Below are 20,556 nucleotides of genomic sequence, written 5' to 3'. Positions count from 1 at the left end.
TTACCCTCCCTAATGGCTGTGATGATTGGTGTTGCCACCCTCGTCAATAATTGACCCTGTAACATATATATTTCCTTGCACTTCGAGATTGCCTATTAGCCTGAAATTACCCTCAAACCAGCCTTCAGCAGGTGAGCCACCCTTCATATTTATTGTAGGTGCCTGAATCGTGATATTGCTGGCACTCTTGATATATATTTGGCTCTGACAATCCAGATCGCATCTTCCTGTTGCTTTTACGTCAATATCTCCTTGTATTTCTGCTCTGAGTTTGTGTTCTGCCCTGTCGTACTCAATCCAGGTGCCATCTTCAAATTTGATGTGGCATTTGTCTTTGTTGCTGACCGGGACAGAATCAGCTGAAGAATATATTGCTCCAAGAACAACGCCTTCTTCAGCATTTTCATCAATCAGCACCGCAACATGCTCGCCTACATCGGGCATCCAGTATACCTTGTCTTTCAATGTCTTTTGCTTGAGCACTGCAAGCCAGTATGAAACCTCTCCATCCATGTCTGTATACTGTACTCTCACCATACCTCTTGATTCGTCAACCCCAACAACAACGCCGAACCTAAGCAACTCTTCTTACCTCCAGCTCTGTTTTGTATCCGTCCATTCTTGAGATTGTATGTTTCGCCGATTCAATGTGATATTTGCCGTTGAGTATGTATAACCCTGTAATTTCTATGTTTGAGCCTGCTACAAGTTTTGGATTTCCAATTATGACAATGTTTCCCTCTGTCTGCATTTTGTTTTTTGCCTTAAGATGTGCCTTTGCTTTTGCAATAGCCTGCTCTTTATTCTCAACTCTTTCATTGATCTTAAGAGTATCTCCCTTTGTAACGCCATCTGCATTAACTGTATGAGTAATAACTTTTTTTGTTTTTGGATCATGATACTGAACCTCACAGGCTTTATATAGTTCATAAGTCTTATCTCTAAAACTGAATGAAATCATGTCTTTTCTGTCTATGATATACACCACGCTCTGAGACTCAAGAGCTTCAATCTCATAGAAAACCAGCTTCCCATCAGTAATTTTGAATACATAGCCGTAGTCTTCCGCAAGTCTTTTTAAAAATGCTATGTCTCGCTCCTGTTTCTGTGTGATTCTTTTGATTTTTATGTCTTTTATTTCTCCTACGAGCTCGTATCCATGCTTTTTGGCTATCTCTTCTGCAATCTGCTTGAGTGTTTTGTTCTCGTATGCTTTTGTGTTTGCCTGTCTTAGCGCTTTTTTAATATTTGTTGCAAGCCCTTTAAGGCTCACCACGTCTGGTGGCGCTGAAAGCTCAATTTCGTCTATCTCAAAGCTTCCGCATGGAAGCAACTTTTCCCCTTCGTAGCCTATTTTAAGCGTGATAAGGTCGCCCTTCTGTGGATACCACGATGACTTCCAGAGGTGCTCTCTGTCTTCAAGCTGTATCTCTATCTCATCAGATTTGCCGTGCACATAGTCTGTGTATGTGACTGAAAGCGCATATGGTGTTATGTATGCTGTTATATCTTTTTTCTCATACTCTATGAAAAATAGAGGCTTTCTTACCTTTTCCACGGTGGGAGCTCCTCAATCGTGTCTTTTATCTCTATCACAGGAATTTTAAGTTTTATGCCAGATGGTAGCACTGGATAAATTGGTACATCGGGATTGGCAACTATGATTGGTTCATACATGGTTGCGTCTCCGTAAAGGTCGTATGCTATCAAATCCCAGCGATCTCCTTCTTTTGTTATGTATTCTATATACTGATTCATTGCCTAACTATTTTTTTAAATTCAATGCCTTCCTTGTTTTTTTCTGTAACAGTTGTGAATTCTGTTTTCTTTACTGTTTTCTTTTTCTGTTGTGCTTTCTTTTTTGCTTCTTTTTTGTATTCGAGCGGCCTATCCTGAACCCACTCTTTGAGCTTTAGCGTTGCCTCTATTGCCTGCACTGTGCCATCTTCAAATGTCTGTATAACTGTAGATGTGATCTCCTCTATCACATACTTGCCTTTATAAGCACCGCTTGCAAAGATGAAATCAAGCGGTTCGTATTTCTTCATTGCTTCTTTGATTTTTTTTAACTCCTCTTCGGGCTTGCAGAAGTCTGTATGAAGTGAAATTTTTATGGTGATCTCATCCAGAGCCTCACCAATGTACTGCAGTCTTGGTTTTCCTTCTATGACTTCATGCTCTGCATAATTGACCCTTGATGTGGACTCAAGGCTGTCAAAGTAGGTGATCAGGTCAAGCTGTATATCTCCAAGCCATGCATATCTTGCCATCAGTATGCCACCCTCTGGGCTTTAGCCTGTGCATCCTGAATAAGCTTGAGAAGCTCTGCCTGATGCTGTCTGAGCATTGCCATGAGATCCTCTTTTGCTTGAGCTACTGCTCCAGAGATGTTTATGCTCGGTGAGTAGTTTACTGTAATGTTTGATGCTCTTACTGCTTGAGCTGTGCCTGTAGCTTTCACTGGTTCAAGCACTTGCTTTACAGGTTGAATGAGTGGCTGCATTACTGCTTTCACTGGTTCAAGCACTTGCTTTACAGGTTGAATGAGTGGCTGCATTACTGCTTTCACTGGTTCAAGTACCTGCTTCATTGCAACTACAAGCGGTGATGCTTTCATCCCTTCAGCTATTGTCTCTATTAGCCTGATTTTATGCAGGTCTTTGAATGGTCCTTCTTTTGCAGGGCTGAAAGGCAGAAAGTTTCTTATCTTCTGCACGATGTTCTTTACAGCCTCAACAGGTTTCATTGCCACAGACTGAATGCCTTTCCAGAGCGTTTCTATGATCTTTTTGCCTGCGCTGAATAAGTCTATACCAAAAACATACTTAACAAGCTTGTTTAAAGCCATAATGGGCATTGTTATAGGATTGACCCACATAAAGACTTGCAAAAGCTTTTTCCAGTTTTCTCTGAGCCAGTTCCACGCTGAAGATAAGGCTTTTGATACCTTATCCCAATTTCTATAAAGCAGATATCCAGCTGCAACAAGAGCAGTAATACCAAGCAGTATCCACCCAATTGGATTTGTAAGCATGGCAACTGCTACAGCCCTAAGCCCTGCAATTGCAGTCACGCTGAAAACTCTGAAAGCAACGGTGATTGCTTTTAATGAAGATATCAATATCGGCGCTACTGCCTTTGCAAGACTGCCAAATATCATGAAACCTTTTATCGCTGCGCCTGAAAGCCTCAATACTACCGACAGCGCTATCCCCAGAGAGCCGAATACCATCAATGCTCCACCAAGAATTACAGCTCCTGATGATATTATTGTGGTAAGGGTTTTATGCTTTTCTGCAAAGTTTCCTATCGCCTCTGAGATGTTGTTTAGTGTATTTGCAAGCCACTTTAGCAATGGAGCGGCCCCTTTGCCGATTGCAGCAAGTGCGTTCTGAAATGTCCCTGTAAATGCTTCCCACATGTTTCTGAGTGTGCCAAGAGATTCCTCAACTCTTTTGTTTAAGCTTGCCTGCTCTTTCATCCTGTCAATCATTTGGTTGTAGCCTTCTATGCCTTTTGTCGCAATAATGTTTGCCACATCCATTGCAGAGCCAGCGCCGAATATCGCCTTGAATACTTCCATTCTGACCGCATCTGGAAGCTCTTTGAGTTTGTCAAGCTGAACAATCAGATTCTCAATGCCTTTGAATTTGCCTGTCTGTTCATCTACAAAATTAAGCTGTATTCCAAACTGCGATAGCATTTGATTTGCCTTTGAAACACGCTCTATATCCATGCTCTGTCTTATCATGTCCGAGATTGCATTTCCAACTTCTTTCCCTGTTCTTCCTGTCTTTATAAGCATCGCAACAAGAGAAGTTATGCTTTTTGATGCTTCAAGCCCTTGAATCCCGAGAGGCTGAAGTGTTCCTGCAAGGTCTGCAAAGGCGTATCTCATCTCCTCAAGTTTAACGCCCTGATGTGCAACTCTCTGAATAATATCCATAAATGAGATTAACTCTTTATCTGCAATGCCAAGTGATTCTTTAAATTTTGCCACTGATATGGCAGCCTCTTCGTATGTAACCCCAAAGGGCTTTAGCACTACACCGAGCTTTGCAGCTGCTTCAAGAGCTCCGCCTGCAATTGATTCCTCTGTAATTCCAAGCGCTTTCATATATGATGCCATCCTGTAGAAGTCAGAGGTTGTTCCTGGTAGTTCAGCTCCAAGTTTTGCAGCAATTTTGTTTATCTCTTCAAATTTTTCTGAGATTTCTCCTGTATCTTTCATAAGTGTGACTTTAAGCTGGGTAGAAGCATCTTCAAGCTCCATAAAAGCATCAATCGGTTTTTTCATGCTGTATAAAATTTGAGAGCCTGCAAAATATGAGGCTGTTCCAACCATAGCGAGCTTTTCTGATGTCTGTTTGATCTTTTCCTGAAGCCTACTGAAAGACTCAATAGCTTCTCCTGTGGCAGCCTTTAAGACTTTTGTCATCTTGTCATAGGCAACCAGAATTAACCCTATCTGGAGTGTTTTATCCATTTAAAATCTCCTCTATTGCTTCAGCTCTCTGCTGTTCATATTTTTTTGCCTCCTCTATCCAGAAAGCAATCTCTTCAATGCTCATTTTTTTTATTTCTGCAAGCGTCATTCCTGTTGTCTTGATCAGAAAAATTATATGCCCTGTTGTAGGGATAAAAAATCCCCTACAACCTCAGCCTGAATTGCAAGCACATCTTTTAGGTCCATCTCGAGCAAATCCTCATAGATTACTTTTTTGCCATCAATCTCAACAAGCTCTGCAATAAGGGCAAAAACTATTTCATCATTGTTTTTTGCCTTTCTCCATGCATTAAGTAGATCCTTACCTTTGCCTTCCCTGATTTTTGCTTTTTTACCACTTGGAAGTTTTATCTCTTTCATCTTATGCTCCTAAGTTCGCTTTGTATGTAGCGAGAATGTCTTCGCCTTCCACTTTCCAGATGTTTGCAAAGGCATCTGCTTCAATGATGTCTTTGCCGTCAACCTGAAGTTTGTAGTAGCTCACGCTTAGCTCTGTCTCAACCTCTACATTGTCCTGGTGTTTGAATCCAAGACCGGGAAAATTTCTAAATTGTGCTGTCATAAACGCAACTACAGGAACCTCATCAACCCTGCCAGTTGAGTCATGTGTTTCAAGGGATGCCCTTACCTGAATTGAGACAGCCTTATATGGGTTTGCAGCCTCTGTTAAAACCTCTGGATATAGGCTTCCCCATTTGATTTTAGCATCCATCTTTTCAATGCCTGCTGCGGTCTCTATTACGCCAAACATTCCAAGCCCCTTGTGTTCAACCATCTTTGCCTTGACCTGTGGCAGTGTAACCTCTTCGGCTCTGCCAAGAAAACTTATGCCGTTTACATACACATTTGCATTGTATAGCTTATTTACCTGAAGCTTGCTCATCTCTTACCTCCCTTATTGACTTCCCCCAAGCTTCTTAAGAAGCTCAATGTTTATAAAGCTTTCAAATGTAATTCTTTCAGCCGGAGTTGGTGGCATGAATTCAATATCAAAAGTGAGATGCCCAAGTGCAATCTCTGTATATGGATTCTTTGCCTTGTCAAACCAGCATCTGCCATCTATCAGAGCTCCTCTTGCTATGAGTGTTCTAATGAACATGTTTACGCTTTCGCAGATGGCATCAATCAATGCATCATTTATTGGAAAGTCTATGAACTGAAGCATGCTGTATTCAATGCTTTCATGAAGCACATCTGCTGTTCTGCGCACGTTGATGAAGTTCTTTGGATGCGTTACACTTGGCCACGCAGCTGAGCGGTTTCCCCACGTCCTCAGCCCTGTACCAAAGGAGTTGAATACCGTAACAATGCCCGCTTCGTTGAGCAGGTTTACTTCTGAGTTCGGATCATTGATCATTGCTGAGAGATTTCTCTCAACTCCTGTAATACCCTTTATCTCTGTATTGGATGGGCTCCACCAATAGCCTTTTTCAATGTCCTTTGCTGCTATCACTCCTGCAAGCCTCTGGCTGTATGGCTCAAGCCTTTCTGTGTCAGTTGCTGGATCATAGACTTTCAGGTGCGGGTAGCAGAGTATCATCCTTTCAGATGAAAAGTTGAAGTTGATTGAACCATTTGGACCTCTTCCAGCTATTGCCTGCTGAAATGTTGTTCCTGCTGGGGCATCAACTATTGCTACTGCCCTAATTGCTCCTGCCATAACATTCAGCTCTGTTGCTACACTTACCTGTGTGCAATAGACAGGTGCAATGAGAATCTTCGGGAAGAAGCCAAAGAGATTGTAGCAGTCTTTGAATGCCTGCATGCCGGTCCTATTGCCTGAAGCATCAGTCCCGCCTATAATATCAGATACTGTTACCTGCGAAGGATCTGGCTCATTTTGTGCATTTTTATGCACATCAGGATTAAATACGTTTACCACTATGACAATACCGCTTCCCTGATCAAATATTGCATCCAGTGCCTGCGGGATTGTGTAGCCTGTTTTCTGAGTGCCAAAGTATTTTGCCGCATCCCTATCATTCAATATTAAAACTGGTCTATTTACAGTTCTGTAATCGCTCTCAACATCCTGTATTGGAGCAGTTCCAACAAGACCTATCACTGCTGTTTTTACCGCCCTTATAGGTCTTGCACCTTTTTCAATCTCAATTGTTTCAACACCATGCAAGAAATTAGCTGGCATCTTCTTTTACCTCCTTTTTACCTTTAAACTGTTTTATTTCGTTTTTCTCTGCTACCTCTTTCAGGTATCCAATTGCTATCAGCGTTTTCACATAATCATTTTCCTCTGGAAGCTCTATCTCAGCACCGGGGAAAAGCAAAGCCTCTTTGCCATCGTTCAGTGTTACTCCCGATGGCGGACCCTGATACACATACTTAGCCATCATAGCCCTCCTTTTTTATTATCGTTGTATCATAATCATCTGTTGCTGTTATTTTTCTTAAAAGTACAGTTGTTTCTTTCTCTGTTGGCTCAACTGCAGGAGCTGTCAGAGTGAATGTAATGCTGTACTGCCATATCCCATTGTCCTCTGAAAGAAATTGTTCCTTCACTGGATACATCTTTGAGCAGCCTGTGATTCTATATCCCGTCAGCGCAATCCTCACTGCGTCAAGATATGCATATGCTCCTTCGTGTGTCCGTAGATGTCTCATGGCAACTGTGATATCAAACTCCATCTTTCTTTCCTGGACAATCGCATTCACACTTTGGGGCTCTGAAAATGTTGAGCCCGCATAACTCACGAGCAAGGCTCCTTTTGGATGTAGAAGCCTGTATTCTTTCGGCTTTTCTGGAAAGCCTGTGATTTCAAGCCCCTGTATCTTTGTTTTGAGCCTGTCAATTATTGCCTGCTCAATATCTGCTATGGTCATTGCAAAACCCCTTCAAGATATAGCTCTCGCTCTGCCTGTCTTCTCCTCACAAGCCCCTGAAGTTTCCTGCCACCTGCATAGACCCATTTGAGGAATTCATCCGCTGCATCAAGAAGATCACCTCTTAAAATCTTTCTTCTCAGCGTGGATGCTTTCAGAGCATAAAGTCCAACATTGTATGCAAAACTTGTTAAGGCATCTATCTGTTGAGGCTGAAGGCTGAAGGCTACAGGCTGAAGGAGTGAGATAACTGCCTTCTCGTATTTTGAGAGATCCTGTCTGAGGAGCTCCTCTGCCTGCTCCATTGTAATTCCCTTCGCAAACATTTCCCTCTCCTCTGGCCTGACCACATGGCCGTACCCAATAGTTAGATACCCTGCAGGGCAGAGATATACTGTAGGGCTATAGCCCTCAAAGCGTTTTATGAGCTCAATGCCTCTTTCAGTCATATTCTTTTGAAAGTCCTGCTGAACGCTCTACCACCAAACCAGAACATGACCACTGCTGCAACGAATTCATTGTCTGCCTCTGTCCATATCTGAGGGAGCACCTCAAGATTGCCTCCTGCTATCTGCCAGCTTGCATATTTGACCATAAGCCAGCAAGCTATGACTAAGTATGTGAGAGTAGGCCTCACTGTCTGATTGTAAAATGCACCTATAACCTGCAAAAGGTCTATCCAGAAATTACCGGTTGGCTTCACATCTGTTGGTGCATAGCGATATGCCTCTTTGTCAAGCTCCAGCGTTGCTAAAGCCCTTGCTTCCTGAATGCGAGCCTCAATCATCTCTCGCTGGTACTGCATCTGAAGCTCAAGCATCTCTTTTTCATGCTTATGGTCCTGTCGTTCTTTGAAAATCTTAATTCCTTCAGGGATTATTGCCCCTAACAGCCCCAGAATTGCACCGAGTATCATATCAAACCTCCTTCATTGTCACTGACAAAAAAATTTAACATAATATTTTTTATCAATTTTTTAAATGCCATTTAATACCCTCTTAAACCCCCTTTAAAAGGCATTTAAAACTTTAAAATGTCCACTTTTTAAAATCGCTTCGTAGAATCGCTTATAAGCCTCTTTTTTTACCTGACCCATACTCTGATATCCCCCTTCAAATTAAAACCTCTCTAAAAGCGTTTTATTGAAAAATCTGTCCTCTTCAGTTTTATTGCTCTGATAGTATCCCTGACCCGGTGACTTATCTGTTTCTATGCCAAGCTGAACTTTGCCTTGCTGAATCTGCTCAAGAAGTCTGATGATCTCTTTGCGCCTGTCAATCATGCTCTGTGGCATCTCAAGCTCAAACCGTCTTGAATACAGATGAAATACAGCCATGTCAACTGCAAGCCTTCTGATTAGCTCTGGAACAGGGTCAAGAGGGACAGAGTATCTGCCCCTCAAGTAGCCGTCTATCAGCTGCCCCGCATATGCTATGGCTTCATCTATCTTTTCTTCATCTATCACCCCCATTCCATTGTCATCAGTAAGCTGTATGAGATTTTCTTCAGGAATCGCTTTTATGAGATCGTTAAGCGTGCAGTAGCTCATTGTTCAGCTATCCTCCAGCCTCCCTTTTTATAGTCTTCAACCATGTCAGGATGCACATCTGCTGTTTTTGGCTCTACATCGCCATCACGAATCATTTTTACAAGCTTTTTTTCAGCAAGATTTTCAGCTTCATCAATATTTTCATCCCTCTTTTTAGCCATTTTTATCCTCCTTACCCAAGAAGCAGAGCTATATGCTCTTTTTTCACCGCCTTGACTCCCCATGCAAGACCCACTTCATAGGCTATACGCCTGTACTGGCGATATAAGGCAACCTGAAATGAGATACCTGATACAGGATCAGTGACAGTTATGACATCGTCTGCAGCGTCTCCTCCCGCCGGCATGGCTGGCACTCTGCAGAGAAGATGTATTGCTGATTTTGCAAATGCCATGTTGCATGTATGGTTGCCTACTATGTTTACTGCTGTATTGTCTGCAACTGCTGTGAGCAAACCAGGTGGTGCAATGGTAAATGTTCCACCGGAAAGACCACTGGTTACAACATACTTTGTTGGATCGCTGCCAAATGTTACCACGTCTCCTGCAAGTATTGTTCCGCTGCCAGTGTCAACAGGAATGACTGTGGTTCCTGCTGGAAGCCCGCTTGGAGCATTTACAAGATATCCGCTGCCTGTTCCCTTAGTGTGTGTCTTTACCTGTGCAGACTCTCTAATCTGAAATCCAAAGACATCTAAAAGCACCCCACGCCTTAACGTGTCTGTTGAGCCTGCCTCATTTGCCTTTGTGAGTTGCCCGAGACTTCTTAATTTTGCACCCGCTGTAGTATCTATGACGAGCTGAAGTTCACTCATTGGTGCTCCGTTGTCAGCCAGTATTTTCCTGACCTGTGCCAAATCTTCAAGGTTGTTTCCAAATGGTGTTGTTCCTGCTGTACCGTATGCACGGGAGGCATTTATATATAAGGCAGCAAGGTCTGCTTCAACTTCATTTACGAGCGTCCGCATGGCCTGGGCAAATTGCGCCTGAAGAAGCGATTCATATAGATTAGCTGTATTAAGTCCTTTAATTTCTTCACCTTCCCAGTAGAATGTGACACTACGAACCTTAGTAATTGACATTGAGTCAGTACCAACTGTTGTAGCAGCAGGATTAGGTCCTGTTGCCGCAGGTACTATATCTGATGCGCTATAAGCATTTGTAACAGGGTATGTAATTGTCTGGTCTTTTTTTACCTGATCAGCTGCAGCATTCAGAAAAACAGATGGTATAAACCCCACCAGCTCCCTTGATACAACATCGAGAGCCTTGTAGATTGTTGGAATTAATCCTGTTAGTGTATTAGCCATATTATCCTCCTCCTTATAAAATTATTCCGCCAGATTTTATATATTCATATTTGGCCTGTGCGTCCATTGCCTCAAATTCCTGTCTTGATATTGATTTAGAGCCTGTTTTGTCTTTCTTTGCAATCTCCTCAAAGCTGATCACCTTCGGCATTGATGTGAGAAACTCTTTGAATGCTACCTCAGCAGGCTTTTTACCTTCTGAAAACTCATGTTCTCCAACTGCATGCAATATCTCCATCAGTTCAATCACTTTTGTTTTCCATGCTGGAAGCATCTTTCCTTCACGGATGAGTTCCTCACAAAATGATTCGTACTGATTGCGCCTCTTTTCCTTCTCAATCTTTTCAATCTCTGCTTTGAGTCTTGCTATTTCTTCATCCTTTGCCTTGTCTTTCTCAGCAAACTCAGCAAGTAGCCTCTCTTTTTCTTTGAGCTGAGCCTCCAGCTCTTTGAGTTTTTCTTCCATATCCTCCTCCTTTAGTTGTATGTTGTGCTCTTTAGCCCATTGTATGGCTGTATCCGGGAGGCAGTCCTCCCAGCCGTATTTTTTTGCTATCTTTATGATGTTTCTACGAATCTGATCAGGATTTTCTGCCTGCCCTGCAAGTTTCCACGCATCAGAGACATCTTCACATGATGCTATTGGAAAGCTTCTATTTGGTCCTGCAAATGCTCCCTTTAGCTGTCCTTTTGCAAGTTTTTCTCTGTCGTCAGCTGTCCAGTCCCTGAAGTTTAGTTCATACTCGGTATATTGAGAGTCTGAAAACTGTGGTGGCGTAAGCCCTTTTACAGCTGGCGGCGTAGCACCAAGAAACCCGATATGTCTGAGAAGTAGATCAGGATACAGACTTATTGAGACCTTTTTATACAGCCCCTGACGCACCCAGTCAACAAACTCCTGCACTGTTGGCCTTATCTTTGCCCAGATGCTTTTGCCACGTCTCTCAAGTTGCTCCACCCAGCCATACGCCGGAGCATTGTCTTTTGGATGCCCTATTACAACAGGAGCTTCGTGCTCTTTCTGTGAGTTGTATTTTTGAACAATTTTGTCAAGGTCTTCCTCTGTCCATGTACGGGTGTTTCCAGCTGAGTCAGTCCATGTGCCTGCTCTGAATACTTCTATCTGCAATATCTCACCTCCCGCAGATATTTTCTTTAGCATAAATAAAGAAAATGCTCGTAATCTTTTGAACAGTTCAAAAGATTGCCTCAGAAGAAAATAGCTACTCTAAAAAGAAAAAAGGAGAGTCCAATGAATGAACTGCCATTTTTTATTGAGCTTGTCAAATATGTAGGCTTTCCTGCATTGATTTTTATCGTGTTTTTTATATATCACAAGGCACAGACAAAAATTCTCATGCAAATCATTGAAAATATGGAGGACAGAGAAAGAGCACAGCAGGAATATCTGCAGCAACAGTTAGAGACACTGCAATGGATGGTCAGCTCTGTATCAAGGATTGAATATAAAATTGACACGGGGATGCAATGTCCCCTTAAGAAGGAGATGGTTAAATGAGCGAAAGAGTAATGCTAAAAGGCTACCTTGCAGATGCAAGGAAACGCTACAGGGAAAAAGACCTTGAAGCAAGCGGGTTACTTGTGGCAATCAGGAATCTGCTCAATCCATACGAGGAAGACATGACGCTGATTGACTCTGAAAAGGCTCTCATTATGATGCAGAGACTGAATGAATGCATCTCTGACATGAAAGAGCTTAAAGAAAAAATAGCAAAACTGGAAAGAGAGCTAAATGGCTAAAAAACATCTGTATTTCAACGAAGCTGAACGCCTCTATGTTGTTGAACAGTGCACAATCTCTGAGATTGCATCACGACTGAAGCTTGGGGAAAAAACTGTCAGGCTATGGAAAGAAGAAGGTGACTGGGAGAGAAAAAGGGCTCAGTTTCTCAAGGAAAAGCAGAGTCTTTCTGAAGAACTCTTTGTTTTTGCAAGAAAACTTGCACGCTCTATTATGGATGATTGGGATAGGGGAGAAAAGGTTGACACAGGAAGGCTCTATGCACTTGCAAGAATTCTTCCTCTCATCATGAAGGCAAAGGACTTTGAAACTGCAATAGCTGAAAAGAAAGAGCAGGTCAATATTGAAGAAGTCCTTAAGAAAGCTCTTTCCGAAGCATTCGGTGAGTCATGAGCTTCAAGCTTTATCCATACCAGGAGCGCTGGATAAAAGATAAATCAAGGCTAAAAATCTGGCTTGCTGCAAGACAGATTGGAAAGACAACTTCTCTTTGCTTTGAAGCACTGAAATTTGCAACTGAAAAACGATGTTCAATTCTGATCCTTTCAACAACCGAAAGGCAGTCTATGGAAGTCATGGACAGGATTGCCTCTCTGCTTGATGTATTTAAAAAAGTTATAGATCTCAGGCTTATCCGTGAGTCCCGCTCAGAGATAATGCTTCCCAATCGTTCTAAGATAGTTGCTTTGCCTGCCTCTCCCACGACAGTTCGTGGATATTCCGGTCATGTCTTCCTTGATGAGTTTGCCTTTCACAAGGACAGCAAAGCCATATGGACTGCCATGCTTCCAATCATCTCTAAAGGCTACTCCGTGCGTGTGGTCTCCACCCCGGCTGGCAAATCGGGCAAATTCTATGAGCTCTGGGAGAACGCTACCCAGCTTGGCTTCAGCAAGCACAAAGTAACAATTTATGATGCAATTAATGAGGGCTTAAACATAGATTTAGAGATGTTTAAACGCACAATGGATGCTGATGCCTTTGCTCAGGAGTTTGAGTGTGAGTTTATAGACGAAGCATTCAGCTACTTCCCGCTTGAGATGATCCTTAATGCCGTATCCTCAGAGTGTGACAGCTGGGATGGCATAAAGAGAGGAATATTTTACATGGGCATTGACATCGGAAGAAAAAGAGACATCACCGCTATCGTGGTCGTTGAAAAACTTGGCGATGTCTTTTATGTAAGGCACATTGATGAAATGTATAAAGAAAACTTTGAGGCTCAAAGGCTTAAGATAGAGATGCTTAAAAACACTTATCAGCCACATAGAATATGCATAGATTCAACAGGTCTTGGAATGCAACTTGCAGAAGAGCTTCAGAGAAAATATGGCTCTACTGTTGAGTCTGTTACATTCACCCAGCCTGTTAAAGAAAGCCTTGTTACCTATACAAGAATGCTCTTTGAAAAAAATGCCCTCAAAATCATGAGCCATCAGGGGCTTATCAGAGACATACACAGCATTAAAAAGTATGTCACCGAAGCTGGCAATATAAGATATGACGCAGACAGAACAGAATCTGAAGGGCATGGAGACTATTTCTGGGCATTGGCCCTGGCTGTACATGCAGGAGCAAAACCGTCCGAGATGCCATACATTGTTAGCCGTTCAAGGCGTCAGGCATTAGAACTTACAAGAGGATATTAGGAGGCAATATGAAAGGTATCTGGATAGACGAAAAGACTTTTATTAGGTTTGCTGCTGATAAACCTGCCTCACTCACAGAAGAGATTGCCACAAGAAAAGGGGCTATAGATTTTTACTCGCTCGGTTTTTATCTGCCAAATCCTGACCCTGTGCTAAAAAAACAGGGCAAGGATATAACCGTATATCATGAACTTCTTACAGATGCACGTGTTTCAGGATGTGCAGGCAGTAGAAAGGCAGGCGTGCTCTCGCTTGAGTGGGATATTGACAAAGGCAAGGCAAAATCACGACAGGCAAGGATTATTAAAGAAGTTTTCTCTAATATAGACATATATCAAGTAATCTCAGAGATGCTTGATGCTGTGCTATTCGGCTATGCTGTGTGTGAGGTCGTGTGGGAAAAAGTTGGCTCCTATATTCTTCCTGCCCGTATCGTTGGCAAGCCTCAGGAGTGGTTTGTGTTTGATGAAGAAAATAACCTGATGCTCAGAACAAAAGAGAAACTGAACGGTGAACCCGTACCAGAACATAAATTTTTACTTGTGCAGCATAATGCCACATATAAAAATCCCTATGGCGAGCCTGCTCTTAGCAAGTGCTTCTGGCCCGTAACATTCAAAAAAGGCGGCCTTAAGTTCTGGGTTATGTTCACTGAAAAGTACGGCATGCCCTTTCTCATCGGTAAGCATCCTCGCGGAACCTCAAAAGAAGAAACAGACAGGTTTGCCGGCATGCTTGAGGCAATGATTCAAGATGCAATTGCAGTTGTACCGGATGATTCCTCTGTTGAGGTACTTGAAGCTTCTGCCAAGTCGGCATCGGCTGGAATATACAGGGAGCTACTTGATTACTGCGATCAGGAGATTGCAATTGCGCTGCTTGGGCAAAACCTCACAACACAGGTTCAAGGCGGTTCTTATGCAGCAGCCCAGGTGCACATGGAGGTAAGAAAAGACCTCATCAACAGCGACAAAAAAATGATTGAAAAAGCGATAAATCAGCTAATCAAATGGATATACGAAATAAATTTTTCAGATGGCGAGATGCCTGTTTTTTCCATGTATGAGGAATCAGATATAGACAAAAACCTTGCAGAGAGAGATGAAAAAATCTCCAACTCCCTTGAAAAATCAGGTCTCAGATTTACCAAACAATACTTTCAAAAGGCGTATGCCCTTGAAGACGAAGATATTGAGGTTTCAGAGCAAAACACCACAAAAACAGAGTTTGCCGAAAAAAAAGAATCACCTTTCCCTGATCAACAGGCAATTGACGATGCAATGGAATCTATATCTCCTGAAGAACTACAATCTCAGATGGAAGGAGTGCTCAAACCAATTATAGAACTTATTAAAGAAGGTACTTCATACGAGGAAATAATGGAAAAACTCGTAGAAACTTATCCAGATATGGATACATCTGCAATTGAGCAGATGCTTTCAAGGGCAATCTTTGTTAGCGAGCTGTGGGGAATGCTCAATGCCAGAAAGTATTGATCTTGCATACGCAATAGGACTTCCTCCAGAGAAGGCAATAGAGTATTTCAAAGCCAAAGGATACAAGCTTACCTGGGATTGGTGGGAAATGTGGCAGGAAGCCCATGCAAAGGCTTTCACTGTTGCAAAGGCTATGAGGATGGACATTCTACAGGACATCAGGGAAATGGTTCAGAAAGCCATTAATGAAGGCATCAGTCTTGAGCAATTTCGTAAGGAGCTTGAGCCACGCCTGAAGGCAAAAGGGTGGTGGGGATATAAGTTTGCAGTCTATCCTGATGGCAGGGTTGAAAGATTCCTTGAGGGCTCACCCTGGAGGCTGAAAACCATTTTTAATGTAAATATGCAGACTGCATACATGGCTGGCAGATACAAAACAATGATGGAATCAACCGACACCCATCCGTACTGGCAATATGTTGCTGTGCTTGACTCTCGCACAAGACCAGCCCACAGGGCATTGCACGGCAAGATTTTCCGATATGACGATCCCTTCTGGAAGACCCATTACCCACCGAATGGGTTCAATTGTCGTTGCCGTGTTCGTGCACTCAGCCAAAAAGACATTGACAGAAAAGGGCTTCCAGTTGACTCGGCAGAGGGCAAAATTACATGGAAAGATGAGCTCGTAAGCAAAAAAACAGGCGAGCTTCAGCCTGTTGCTGTATATCACGATCCTGTTACTGGAATGGAAATCCCTACAGATGTGGGCTGGGGGCATAATCCCGGATTAGCTGCGTGGTTTCCTGATATGAGCAAATACACCGATGATTTAAAAGCAAAATTCTATAAAGATTATCCGTACTTTTCTTTTATCAAAAATAAAAAATTAAGGGATTTTTTACAGGCTGAGGTTGAAAAATGCAATGAGGAAGCAAGAATTATTATTGAAAAATATAAATTCACCGCTAAATATATATCAACCTCTGAGACTTCTCGTTATAATCCACTTACAAAAACTATATTTATTAATTCAAATTCGAAAAAACAAGGAGATTTTATTCATGAATTCGGGCACCATCTTGACGAGCTTTTCAAAATCAAAATTGAAAAAGAGTTTGTCTATCACTTCAGAGAAGCTCAAAAATTGTTCTCTAATATTGATTTTATCCCTGAACTGAGACCGAGAGAACTTTATTACGGTGACCCAGATGTATCATGCTTTTTTGAAGGGCTTACAAGACAAAAAATTTATGGAAGTTACGGACATAAAAAAGGATATTACTTGGATGCACCAGATCGTGATATTAAAGAAGCAATAGCATCATTGTTTGCTTTATGGGCAAGAAATGATAGATCGGCACTTAATTTTATCAGAAAGCAAGGGCATTGCTTCTTTGTTGTGCAGGAGTTTGAAAAGATTATGAAAAAAATTCTTATGGGTTAAAAAAGAATATCCCCTCTTCTTATTTCTTCTATTTTTTCTTTGGTCCAACCAGCAAGCGTAAAGAAAAAATCAATATCATCAATATAAGGATTTGCAATGTTGTTTATACATTTTTGGATTTCTTTTTTTATGACATCATAATCTAAGTCTGGTAAGTCTATTATATGGAAAATTCCTACCTCCTCTATTTTTTTTAAAGTTTCTTCTGCAATCAATTCTATTCCAAATTTTTTACTATATTCTCTGAAAAGATCAAAAAGTTCTTTATCATAAACAAGAGTAAGCATTTTTAAACCCCCTTTAAATAGTCAATAACTGTCTCTTTAATGTCGTTTAAATCTTCCTCTGTGAGGCTCAGGAAGGGCCTTGCAGGGATCTCTGCCCTGTGTCCTCTGCCAGCCCTTCCTCCAAACTGATGTATAGCCGCATAGACTACATTTGTTCCCACCATCGCTTTGTCGTTATCGCTCTGTGCTGTGATCGAACTTGCCAGTCTTCCCCTCATCTGAAGTATTGACCCCGGCCAGTAACCCTTTTGCTGTCTTGCTTTGATTGTTTTTGGACTCAGAGGTCTCCAGCTGGGGCGTCCTTGCTGTGCAAAGTTTTCCTCAACTGCATTATGCATGATCATTGCAATATTACGCATCAAGGGGCGTCTGTCTATGCCACGCTGAATGAGTTTTTGTATAGCTTCCCTGAATTGTCTGTCATCAATTTCTATTTTGATCATGCCTTAACTCTTTCTCTATAATATCATATATATAGCGCTGACTTACTCCAAGCTTTACAGCAAGCTCTTTGTGATTATGCCCATTGAAATTTTTTCTCACATAGAGCTTAACCGCGTCTTTTATTGGCTTAGAACTTATATATAGATTCATTCCCATGAGATTTTCGCATACTTTGATGAGTGTGTCTATGCCACAGAGAGAGTATATGAGAGAGAGATCGCCATAAAGCAATCCTGACAGTTCTTCCTCTGAAAGCTCTCTGAGCCAGTCCATTTTACTTAAGCTCATAGTTTATTGTTTCCTTTATTACTCTTTCAGTGCCCACTGCAATCAGTCTCTCATCAGTCCATTTTTCTATTTCATCCCAGTTGACTTTTTTCTCTATTATTATTGCCTCGTTCCAGCCAAGTTGCTCAAGTCTTTCAAGTATCCCACGCACCCGCTTGACTGCTTTCTTTATCTGATATATGAGCCTTCCATTCTGAAAATCCGCTATGTCTCCAGTGAAAAGCTCTGCTTTGTGTCTGAACGCAAACTTCTGAAGTTCTTCTTCATACTGCCTTATGTCGTTTTTTACTTCCTCAATGTGCCTGTAGTATTTGCTTCTGATTGCTTCAATTTCTCCTTTATATTGATTTTCAATTGCTTCAAGCATTTGTTTGTTTATCTTTATCTTTGCAAGCAAATCTTCAACTTTAAGTCTCACTGTATCCTGATTTTTTGCTGCTATAGCTTTCATTTTTTCCCTCCTACATTTAAGTTGAGCTGTCCAATCAGCTCAGGCAGTGTCATCTTCCTTAATATTGCCTCCATCCTGAGCGTTTTCAACGCCCTGATCCTCAACCTCATACAATAGTTTTCAAGCTCTCCGCCTGCTGCGGCAAGATAGTAACCTCCGCCTTCGCTGTCAGTATCAGAGCAGATTGGCACGCCATCACGCCGAAGCTCCGTAATTAGCCTTCTTATTATTCGTGTTTCGTTGATTTTGTCGCGACAGGGTTCTCCAAATACCGCCTCATAAAGTGCTGACATGCTGATGCTGTTTGTCTTGCCTATGTGTTTTACCATTACCCGCAGAAGCTTGTTCTTATATCTTTCTTTTTTTGTCCTTTCCATAAGTCCTCCCATATACATTTTAGCAGGGTAAATACCCCGCAATGAGTTTTTGTAATGGTGCAGAAGTGTGCACCATAGCACTTTTTACGATACAGACATACAGACATTTTTCTTCCTCCTATATTCTTTTGATTTTTCAGATAATATCTGAGGACGACATTTTTCGCAGTATTTTGTTTTTGCGAATCCCAGAAATTTTTTACCGCAGTGAAAACATATTTTTTCTATTTTTCTGTTCGTTTTTTTCTTCATGCATTCATTGCATAGTTTTTGCTTCATGCTCTTTACGAAAAATTCTCTGCCACATTCATAACAAATTTTTCTTTGTAGCCGTTCCCTCTTGAAATATCTTGCCCCACACATAATGCATTTTTTCATATAGTATTGCCCTTCCTCTGTTATTACAATTTCATCAAAAAGCACCTCTTTACATCGTTCACAATGCGTTGGAAATTGATAGTCTTCTTCATACGGCGGGGGTTGCTTCTTCTTTTTTCTTGCCATATTTTCTCTCCTTCATTGCCTCAAGCATTTTTATTACTTTTCTTACCTGCCAATCTTCCAGAAATCTTATATCCGTTATTCTAAATTTCTTCCATAATAGGTTCCGTAACGCCTTCTTTCTTTCCGCCTCTGTCTTTGCCCTTGATACTTCAGCCCATATTGCCTCAATTTTCCTGAGCTGCGCTGCTGTTGCCATATTTTCCCTGCCGTCCAGCTCATCATATTTCCTTTGTCTGTCCTGCCACACTCCAGCCATTACTGCTTTATGTCTCATTTTGATGATGATTCGTTCTGCTTCTTCATAGCTCAGTTCAAGTGAGCTTGTGACAAATCTGTCTGTATTCCACATGAGAAATCCTCTGTATTGCGACTCATCCCAGCCAAGCCTATTTTTTAGTGTATGAATTATTCTTATCTGTCCTTTTGTTATCTTCATTTTCTTATCTCGCATTTCATGCAAGCCCTGTATAGTTTGAGCTTTTCGGGGTTTGACACCATCCTGCCAACTTTCTCAGCAAGCTCGTAGTTTTCAGCACATTGAGCAGGAGATATTTCACCAAGCACAGGACATTGGATCCTGCCATTTGAGTATATTTTTTTTGCCCTTTCTTCCACCCTTTCTGGCGCTGGATATTTTCCCTGCATGTAGAGAGTGAGAGTTGAAACGCTTATCCCCAGTTCAAATGCAACCTGCTTTTTACCTCTTTTTTGTATTTCCTCTTGCAGTATCTCTTTCATTTATCATCACCTCTTTTATATTTGGGTCAAATATTACTGATGTCTCAATGGGTGCAAGAGGCCCTGTGTTTTTTATGAGTCTGTAAACCCTGCGGTGTTTTGTCTTTGTAGCCTGTTTGTCTATTACTCTGAAATACCCTGCTTTATTAAGTTTACATATGTAGTAATATGCGTTTCTCTCATTGCACCCCGTAAGCCTCACAATATCATCAATTGTGAATGTCAACAGCCCCCTTATCACTTTCCAGATTTTTTGTCTCTCATCTGTAGCCTGTCCTTTTTTTTTCATTTCCCGCCTCCATTGAGGTGCTTTGCATAGACCTCTTTAAGAGAGTTTGCCTTTGCTACTGCTTCAGCTCTGTAAAGCCAGACCATGACTCTTCTAAATCTATTTGCCTGTGTTGCTATATGCTGTATTGCATCATCTGAAAGCCTTACATCACAAAGCTGATCTGCTATCATTCTGATGTCATGTTCTGTGAGAGGATTGAACTTTACTATTTCGCTAAATCGGTCAAAGAGATGCTTGTATCTTGCAAGCTTTTTATCAGCGTGATCCATTCCGATAAAAATCACTGGCACGCCTGTTACATCGTGAAGATCACGGAGTGTTTCAAGAACTCTCACATCATGCGTGAGATAGTCTGCTTCATCAACAAATATGGGGCGTGGTCTTTCAAGTAGCTGGTCCTGTGCCTGCCTGAATAGCTCACTCACACGCCTTGCAGGTTGCTCGCCAAGTTCAGCCACGATTTCCTCAAGTAACCACCTGCCTGTCATCAGTTTTTTTGTTCTGATGAATATCCCATCGTTATTTGCTATCCACCAGAGCGAAGTTTTGGTTTTCCCAAGTCCTGGCTCTCCAAATATAAGTGCCATTCCTGGTATCCCCTCCTGACGATTCATGAGGCGAGTCATCGCCCCTGCAAAACGTTCAACATTTGTTGTTCTCGCAAAAATTCTTTTCATG

31 protein-coding genes and 1 pseudogene are annotated in these 20,556 nt (G+C 41.8%); 6 read left to right on the top strand and 26 right to left on the bottom strand.

Annotation, left to right across the window (positions count from 1 at the left end; translation table 11 throughout):
* Positions 1 to 9: 9 nt before the first annotated feature.
* The 16 genes from QI155_RS05210 to QI155_RS05135 all read right to left on the bottom strand — a co-directional run bounded on the left by QI155_RS05210 (position 10) and on the right by QI155_RS05135 (position 11,332).
* Positions 10 to 582: a phage baseplate assembly protein V gene (locus tag QI155_RS05210; protein WP_068860576.1), complete on the bottom strand. Its 573-nt coding sequence runs from the start codon at positions 580 to 582 to the stop codon at positions 10 to 12.
* Positions 575 to 1,558 carry a contractile injection system protein, VgrG/Pvc8 family gene (locus QI155_RS05205; protein WP_068860574.1) on the bottom strand — a complete coding sequence of 328 codons (984 nt, stop codon included), beginning with the start codon at positions 1,556 to 1,558 and terminating at the stop codon, positions 575 to 577. The genes QI155_RS05210 and QI155_RS05205 overlap by 8 nt, the downstream gene beginning before the upstream one ends.
* Positions 1,546 to 1,758, bottom strand: a complete 213-nt coding sequence (locus QI155_RS05200; RefSeq protein ID WP_068860566.1) for a tail protein X — start codon at positions 1,756 to 1,758, stop codon at positions 1,546 to 1,548. The genes QI155_RS05205 and QI155_RS05200 overlap by 13 nt, the downstream gene beginning before the upstream one ends.
* The gene (locus QI155_RS05195; protein WP_068860564.1) at positions 1,755 to 2,270 is read right to left on the bottom strand and encodes a phage tail protein; all 516 of its coding nucleotides are present in this window, start codon (positions 2,268 to 2,270) and stop codon (positions 1,755 to 1,757) included. The genes QI155_RS05200 and QI155_RS05195 overlap by 4 nt, the downstream gene beginning before the upstream one ends.
* On the bottom strand, positions 2,270 to 4,486 hold the full coding sequence (locus QI155_RS05190; RefSeq protein WP_281321234.1) for a phage tail tape measure protein: 2,217 nt from the start codon (positions 4,484 to 4,486) through the stop codon (positions 2,270 to 2,272). Before QI155_RS05190 ends, QI155_RS05195 begins: the two co-directional genes overlap by 1 nt.
* 132 nt (positions 4,487 to 4,618) lie before the next feature.
* Positions 4,619 to 4,867 (bottom strand): hypothetical protein, encoded by a 249-nt coding sequence (locus QI155_RS05185; protein ID WP_068861775.1) that lies wholly within the window; start codon positions 4,865 to 4,867, stop codon positions 4,619 to 4,621.
* A gap of 1 nt (position 4,868) precedes the next feature.
* Positions 4,869 to 5,390 (bottom strand): phage major tail tube protein, encoded by a 522-nt coding sequence (locus tag QI155_RS05180; protein WP_068861776.1) that lies wholly within the window; start codon positions 5,388 to 5,390, stop codon positions 4,869 to 4,871.
* A 12-nt stretch (positions 5,391 to 5,402) separates the two neighbouring features.
* Positions 5,403 to 6,653 carry a phage tail sheath subtilisin-like domain-containing protein gene (locus tag QI155_RS05175; RefSeq protein WP_281321233.1) on the bottom strand — a complete coding sequence of 417 codons (1,251 nt, stop codon included), beginning with the start codon at positions 6,651 to 6,653 and terminating at the stop codon, positions 5,403 to 5,405.
* Positions 6,643 to 6,855: a hypothetical protein gene (locus tag QI155_RS05170; RefSeq protein WP_068861421.1), complete on the bottom strand. Its 213-nt coding sequence runs from the start codon at positions 6,853 to 6,855 to the stop codon at positions 6,643 to 6,645. The genes QI155_RS05175 and QI155_RS05170 overlap by 11 nt, the downstream gene beginning before the upstream one ends.
* The gene (locus QI155_RS05165; protein WP_068861422.1) at positions 6,848 to 7,345 is read right to left on the bottom strand and encodes a Gp37 family protein; all 498 of its coding nucleotides are present in this window, start codon (positions 7,343 to 7,345) and stop codon (positions 6,848 to 6,850) included. Before QI155_RS05165 ends, QI155_RS05170 begins: the two co-directional genes overlap by 8 nt.
* Entirely contained in the window at positions 7,342 to 7,794 is a 453-nt protein-coding gene (locus QI155_RS05160) for a lysozyme (RefSeq protein ID WP_068861423.1), read from the bottom strand. The genes QI155_RS05165 and QI155_RS05160 overlap by 4 nt, the downstream gene beginning before the upstream one ends.
* Complete coding sequence (locus QI155_RS05155) at positions 7,791 to 8,150, bottom strand: hypothetical protein (protein WP_143600827.1); 360 nt, start codon at positions 8,148 to 8,150, stop codon at positions 7,791 to 7,793. The genes QI155_RS05160 and QI155_RS05155 overlap by 4 nt, the downstream gene beginning before the upstream one ends.
* Before the next feature lie 312 nt (positions 8,151 to 8,462).
* Positions 8,463 to 8,894 carry a DUF1320 domain-containing protein gene (locus QI155_RS05150; RefSeq protein WP_068861425.1) on the bottom strand — a complete coding sequence of 144 codons (432 nt, stop codon included), beginning with the start codon at positions 8,892 to 8,894 and terminating at the stop codon, positions 8,463 to 8,465.
* Entirely contained in the window at positions 8,891 to 9,055 is a 165-nt protein-coding gene (locus tag QI155_RS05145; RefSeq protein ID WP_159426696.1) for a hypothetical protein, read from the bottom strand. Before QI155_RS05145 ends, QI155_RS05150 begins: the two co-directional genes overlap by 4 nt.
* An 11-nt stretch (positions 9,056 to 9,066) precedes the next feature.
* Positions 9,067 to 10,203, bottom strand: coding sequence for a P22 phage major capsid protein family protein (locus tag QI155_RS05140; RefSeq protein ID WP_068861426.1), 1,137 nt, complete (start codon positions 10,201 to 10,203; stop codon positions 9,067 to 9,069).
* A gap of 13 nt (positions 10,204 to 10,216) precedes the next feature.
* Positions 10,217 to 11,332: a hypothetical protein gene (locus QI155_RS05135; RefSeq protein ID WP_068861427.1), complete on the bottom strand. Its 1,116-nt coding sequence runs from the start codon at positions 11,330 to 11,332 to the stop codon at positions 10,217 to 10,219.
* A 123-nt stretch (positions 11,333 to 11,455) separates the two neighbouring features.
* On the opposite strand from QI155_RS05135, the gene QI155_RS05130 reads away from it, so the two are divergent.
* From QI155_RS05130 to QI155_RS11065, 6 genes and pseudogenes are all read left to right on the top strand, one after another.
* Positions 11,456 to 11,722 (top strand): hypothetical protein, encoded by a 267-nt coding sequence (locus QI155_RS05130; RefSeq protein ID WP_281321232.1) that lies wholly within the window; start codon positions 11,456 to 11,458, stop codon positions 11,720 to 11,722.
* The gene (locus QI155_RS05125; RefSeq protein ID WP_068861429.1) at positions 11,719 to 11,964 is read left to right on the top strand and encodes a hypothetical protein; all 246 of its coding nucleotides are present in this window, start codon (positions 11,719 to 11,721) and stop codon (positions 11,962 to 11,964) included. Before QI155_RS05130 ends, QI155_RS05125 begins: the two co-directional genes overlap by 4 nt.
* On the top strand, positions 11,957 to 12,358 hold the full coding sequence (locus tag QI155_RS05120) for a hypothetical protein (RefSeq protein WP_068861430.1): 402 nt from the start codon (positions 11,957 to 11,959) through the stop codon (positions 12,356 to 12,358). The genes QI155_RS05125 and QI155_RS05120 overlap by 8 nt, the downstream gene beginning before the upstream one ends.
* Positions 12,355 to 13,614 carry a terminase family protein gene (locus tag QI155_RS05115; protein ID WP_068861431.1) on the top strand — a complete coding sequence of 420 codons (1,260 nt, stop codon included), beginning with the start codon at positions 12,355 to 12,357 and terminating at the stop codon, positions 13,612 to 13,614. Before QI155_RS05120 ends, QI155_RS05115 begins: the two co-directional genes overlap by 4 nt.
* Before the next feature lie 8 nt (positions 13,615 to 13,622).
* A complete protein-coding gene (locus tag QI155_RS05110; protein WP_068861432.1) occupies positions 13,623 to 15,110 on the top strand; it encodes a DUF935 family protein in 1,488 nt (495 codons plus the stop codon).
* Positions 15,094 to 15,873, top strand: a pseudogene (locus QI155_RS11065) (phage minor head protein); the annotation flags it as partial. The gene QI155_RS05110 and the pseudogene QI155_RS11065, both read left to right, overlap by 17 nt.
* Positions 15,874 to 16,493: 620 nt before the next feature.
* Here QI155_RS11065 and QI155_RS05100 read toward each other — a convergent pair.
* The 10 genes from QI155_RS05100 to QI155_RS05055 form a co-directional block, all read right to left on the bottom strand.
* On the bottom strand, positions 16,494 to 16,784 hold the full coding sequence (locus tag QI155_RS05100; protein ID WP_068861434.1) for a hypothetical protein: 291 nt from the start codon (positions 16,782 to 16,784) through the stop codon (positions 16,494 to 16,496).
* A gap of 2 nt (positions 16,785 to 16,786) precedes the next feature.
* Positions 16,787 to 17,227, bottom strand: a complete 441-nt coding sequence (locus tag QI155_RS05095) for a phage virion morphogenesis protein (RefSeq protein ID WP_068861435.1) — start codon at positions 17,225 to 17,227, stop codon at positions 16,787 to 16,789.
* A complete protein-coding gene (locus QI155_RS05090; protein ID WP_068861436.1) occupies positions 17,208 to 17,516 on the bottom strand; it encodes a Mor transcription activator family protein in 309 nt (102 codons plus the stop codon). The genes QI155_RS05095 and QI155_RS05090 overlap by 20 nt, the downstream gene beginning before the upstream one ends.
* Positions 17,503 to 17,967, bottom strand: a complete 465-nt coding sequence (locus tag QI155_RS05085) for a host-nuclease inhibitor Gam family protein (RefSeq protein ID WP_068861437.1) — start codon at positions 17,965 to 17,967, stop codon at positions 17,503 to 17,505. Before QI155_RS05085 ends, QI155_RS05090 begins: the two co-directional genes overlap by 14 nt.
* Positions 17,964 to 18,344, bottom strand: a complete 381-nt coding sequence (locus QI155_RS05080) for a hypothetical protein (RefSeq protein WP_068861438.1) — start codon at positions 18,342 to 18,344, stop codon at positions 17,964 to 17,966. Before QI155_RS05080 ends, QI155_RS05085 begins: the two co-directional genes overlap by 4 nt.
* An 84-nt stretch (positions 18,345 to 18,428) precedes the next feature.
* Positions 18,429 to 18,848 (bottom strand): hypothetical protein, encoded by a 420-nt coding sequence (locus tag QI155_RS05075; RefSeq protein WP_068861439.1) that lies wholly within the window; start codon positions 18,846 to 18,848, stop codon positions 18,429 to 18,431.
* Positions 18,811 to 19,284: a phage protein GemA/Gp16 family protein gene (locus tag QI155_RS05070; RefSeq protein ID WP_068861440.1), complete on the bottom strand. Its 474-nt coding sequence runs from the start codon at positions 19,282 to 19,284 to the stop codon at positions 18,811 to 18,813. The genes QI155_RS05075 and QI155_RS05070 overlap by 38 nt, the downstream gene beginning before the upstream one ends.
* A complete protein-coding gene (locus QI155_RS05065; protein ID WP_068861441.1) occupies positions 19,281 to 19,586 on the bottom strand; it encodes a hypothetical protein in 306 nt (101 codons plus the stop codon). The genes QI155_RS05070 and QI155_RS05065 overlap by 4 nt, the downstream gene beginning before the upstream one ends.
* A complete protein-coding gene (locus QI155_RS05060; RefSeq protein WP_068861442.1) occupies positions 19,546 to 19,875 on the bottom strand; it encodes a hypothetical protein in 330 nt (109 codons plus the stop codon). The genes QI155_RS05065 and QI155_RS05060 overlap by 41 nt, the downstream gene beginning before the upstream one ends.
* Positions 19,872 to 20,465 carry an AAA family ATPase gene (locus QI155_RS05055; protein ID WP_281321231.1) on the bottom strand — a complete coding sequence of 198 codons (594 nt, stop codon included), beginning with the start codon at positions 20,463 to 20,465 and terminating at the stop codon, positions 19,872 to 19,874. The genes QI155_RS05060 and QI155_RS05055 overlap by 4 nt, the downstream gene beginning before the upstream one ends.
* Positions 20,466 to 20,556: the final 91 nt, after the last annotated feature.

Source organism: Thermodesulfovibrio sp. 1176, from assembly GCF_029946585.1.
Taxonomy (GTDB): Bacteria; Nitrospirota; Thermodesulfovibrionia; order Thermodesulfovibrionales; family Thermodesulfovibrionaceae; genus Thermodesulfovibrio.
Note: the sequence above shows the minus strand (reverse complement) of the source record. Positions and strands in the feature narration are given on the sequence as shown.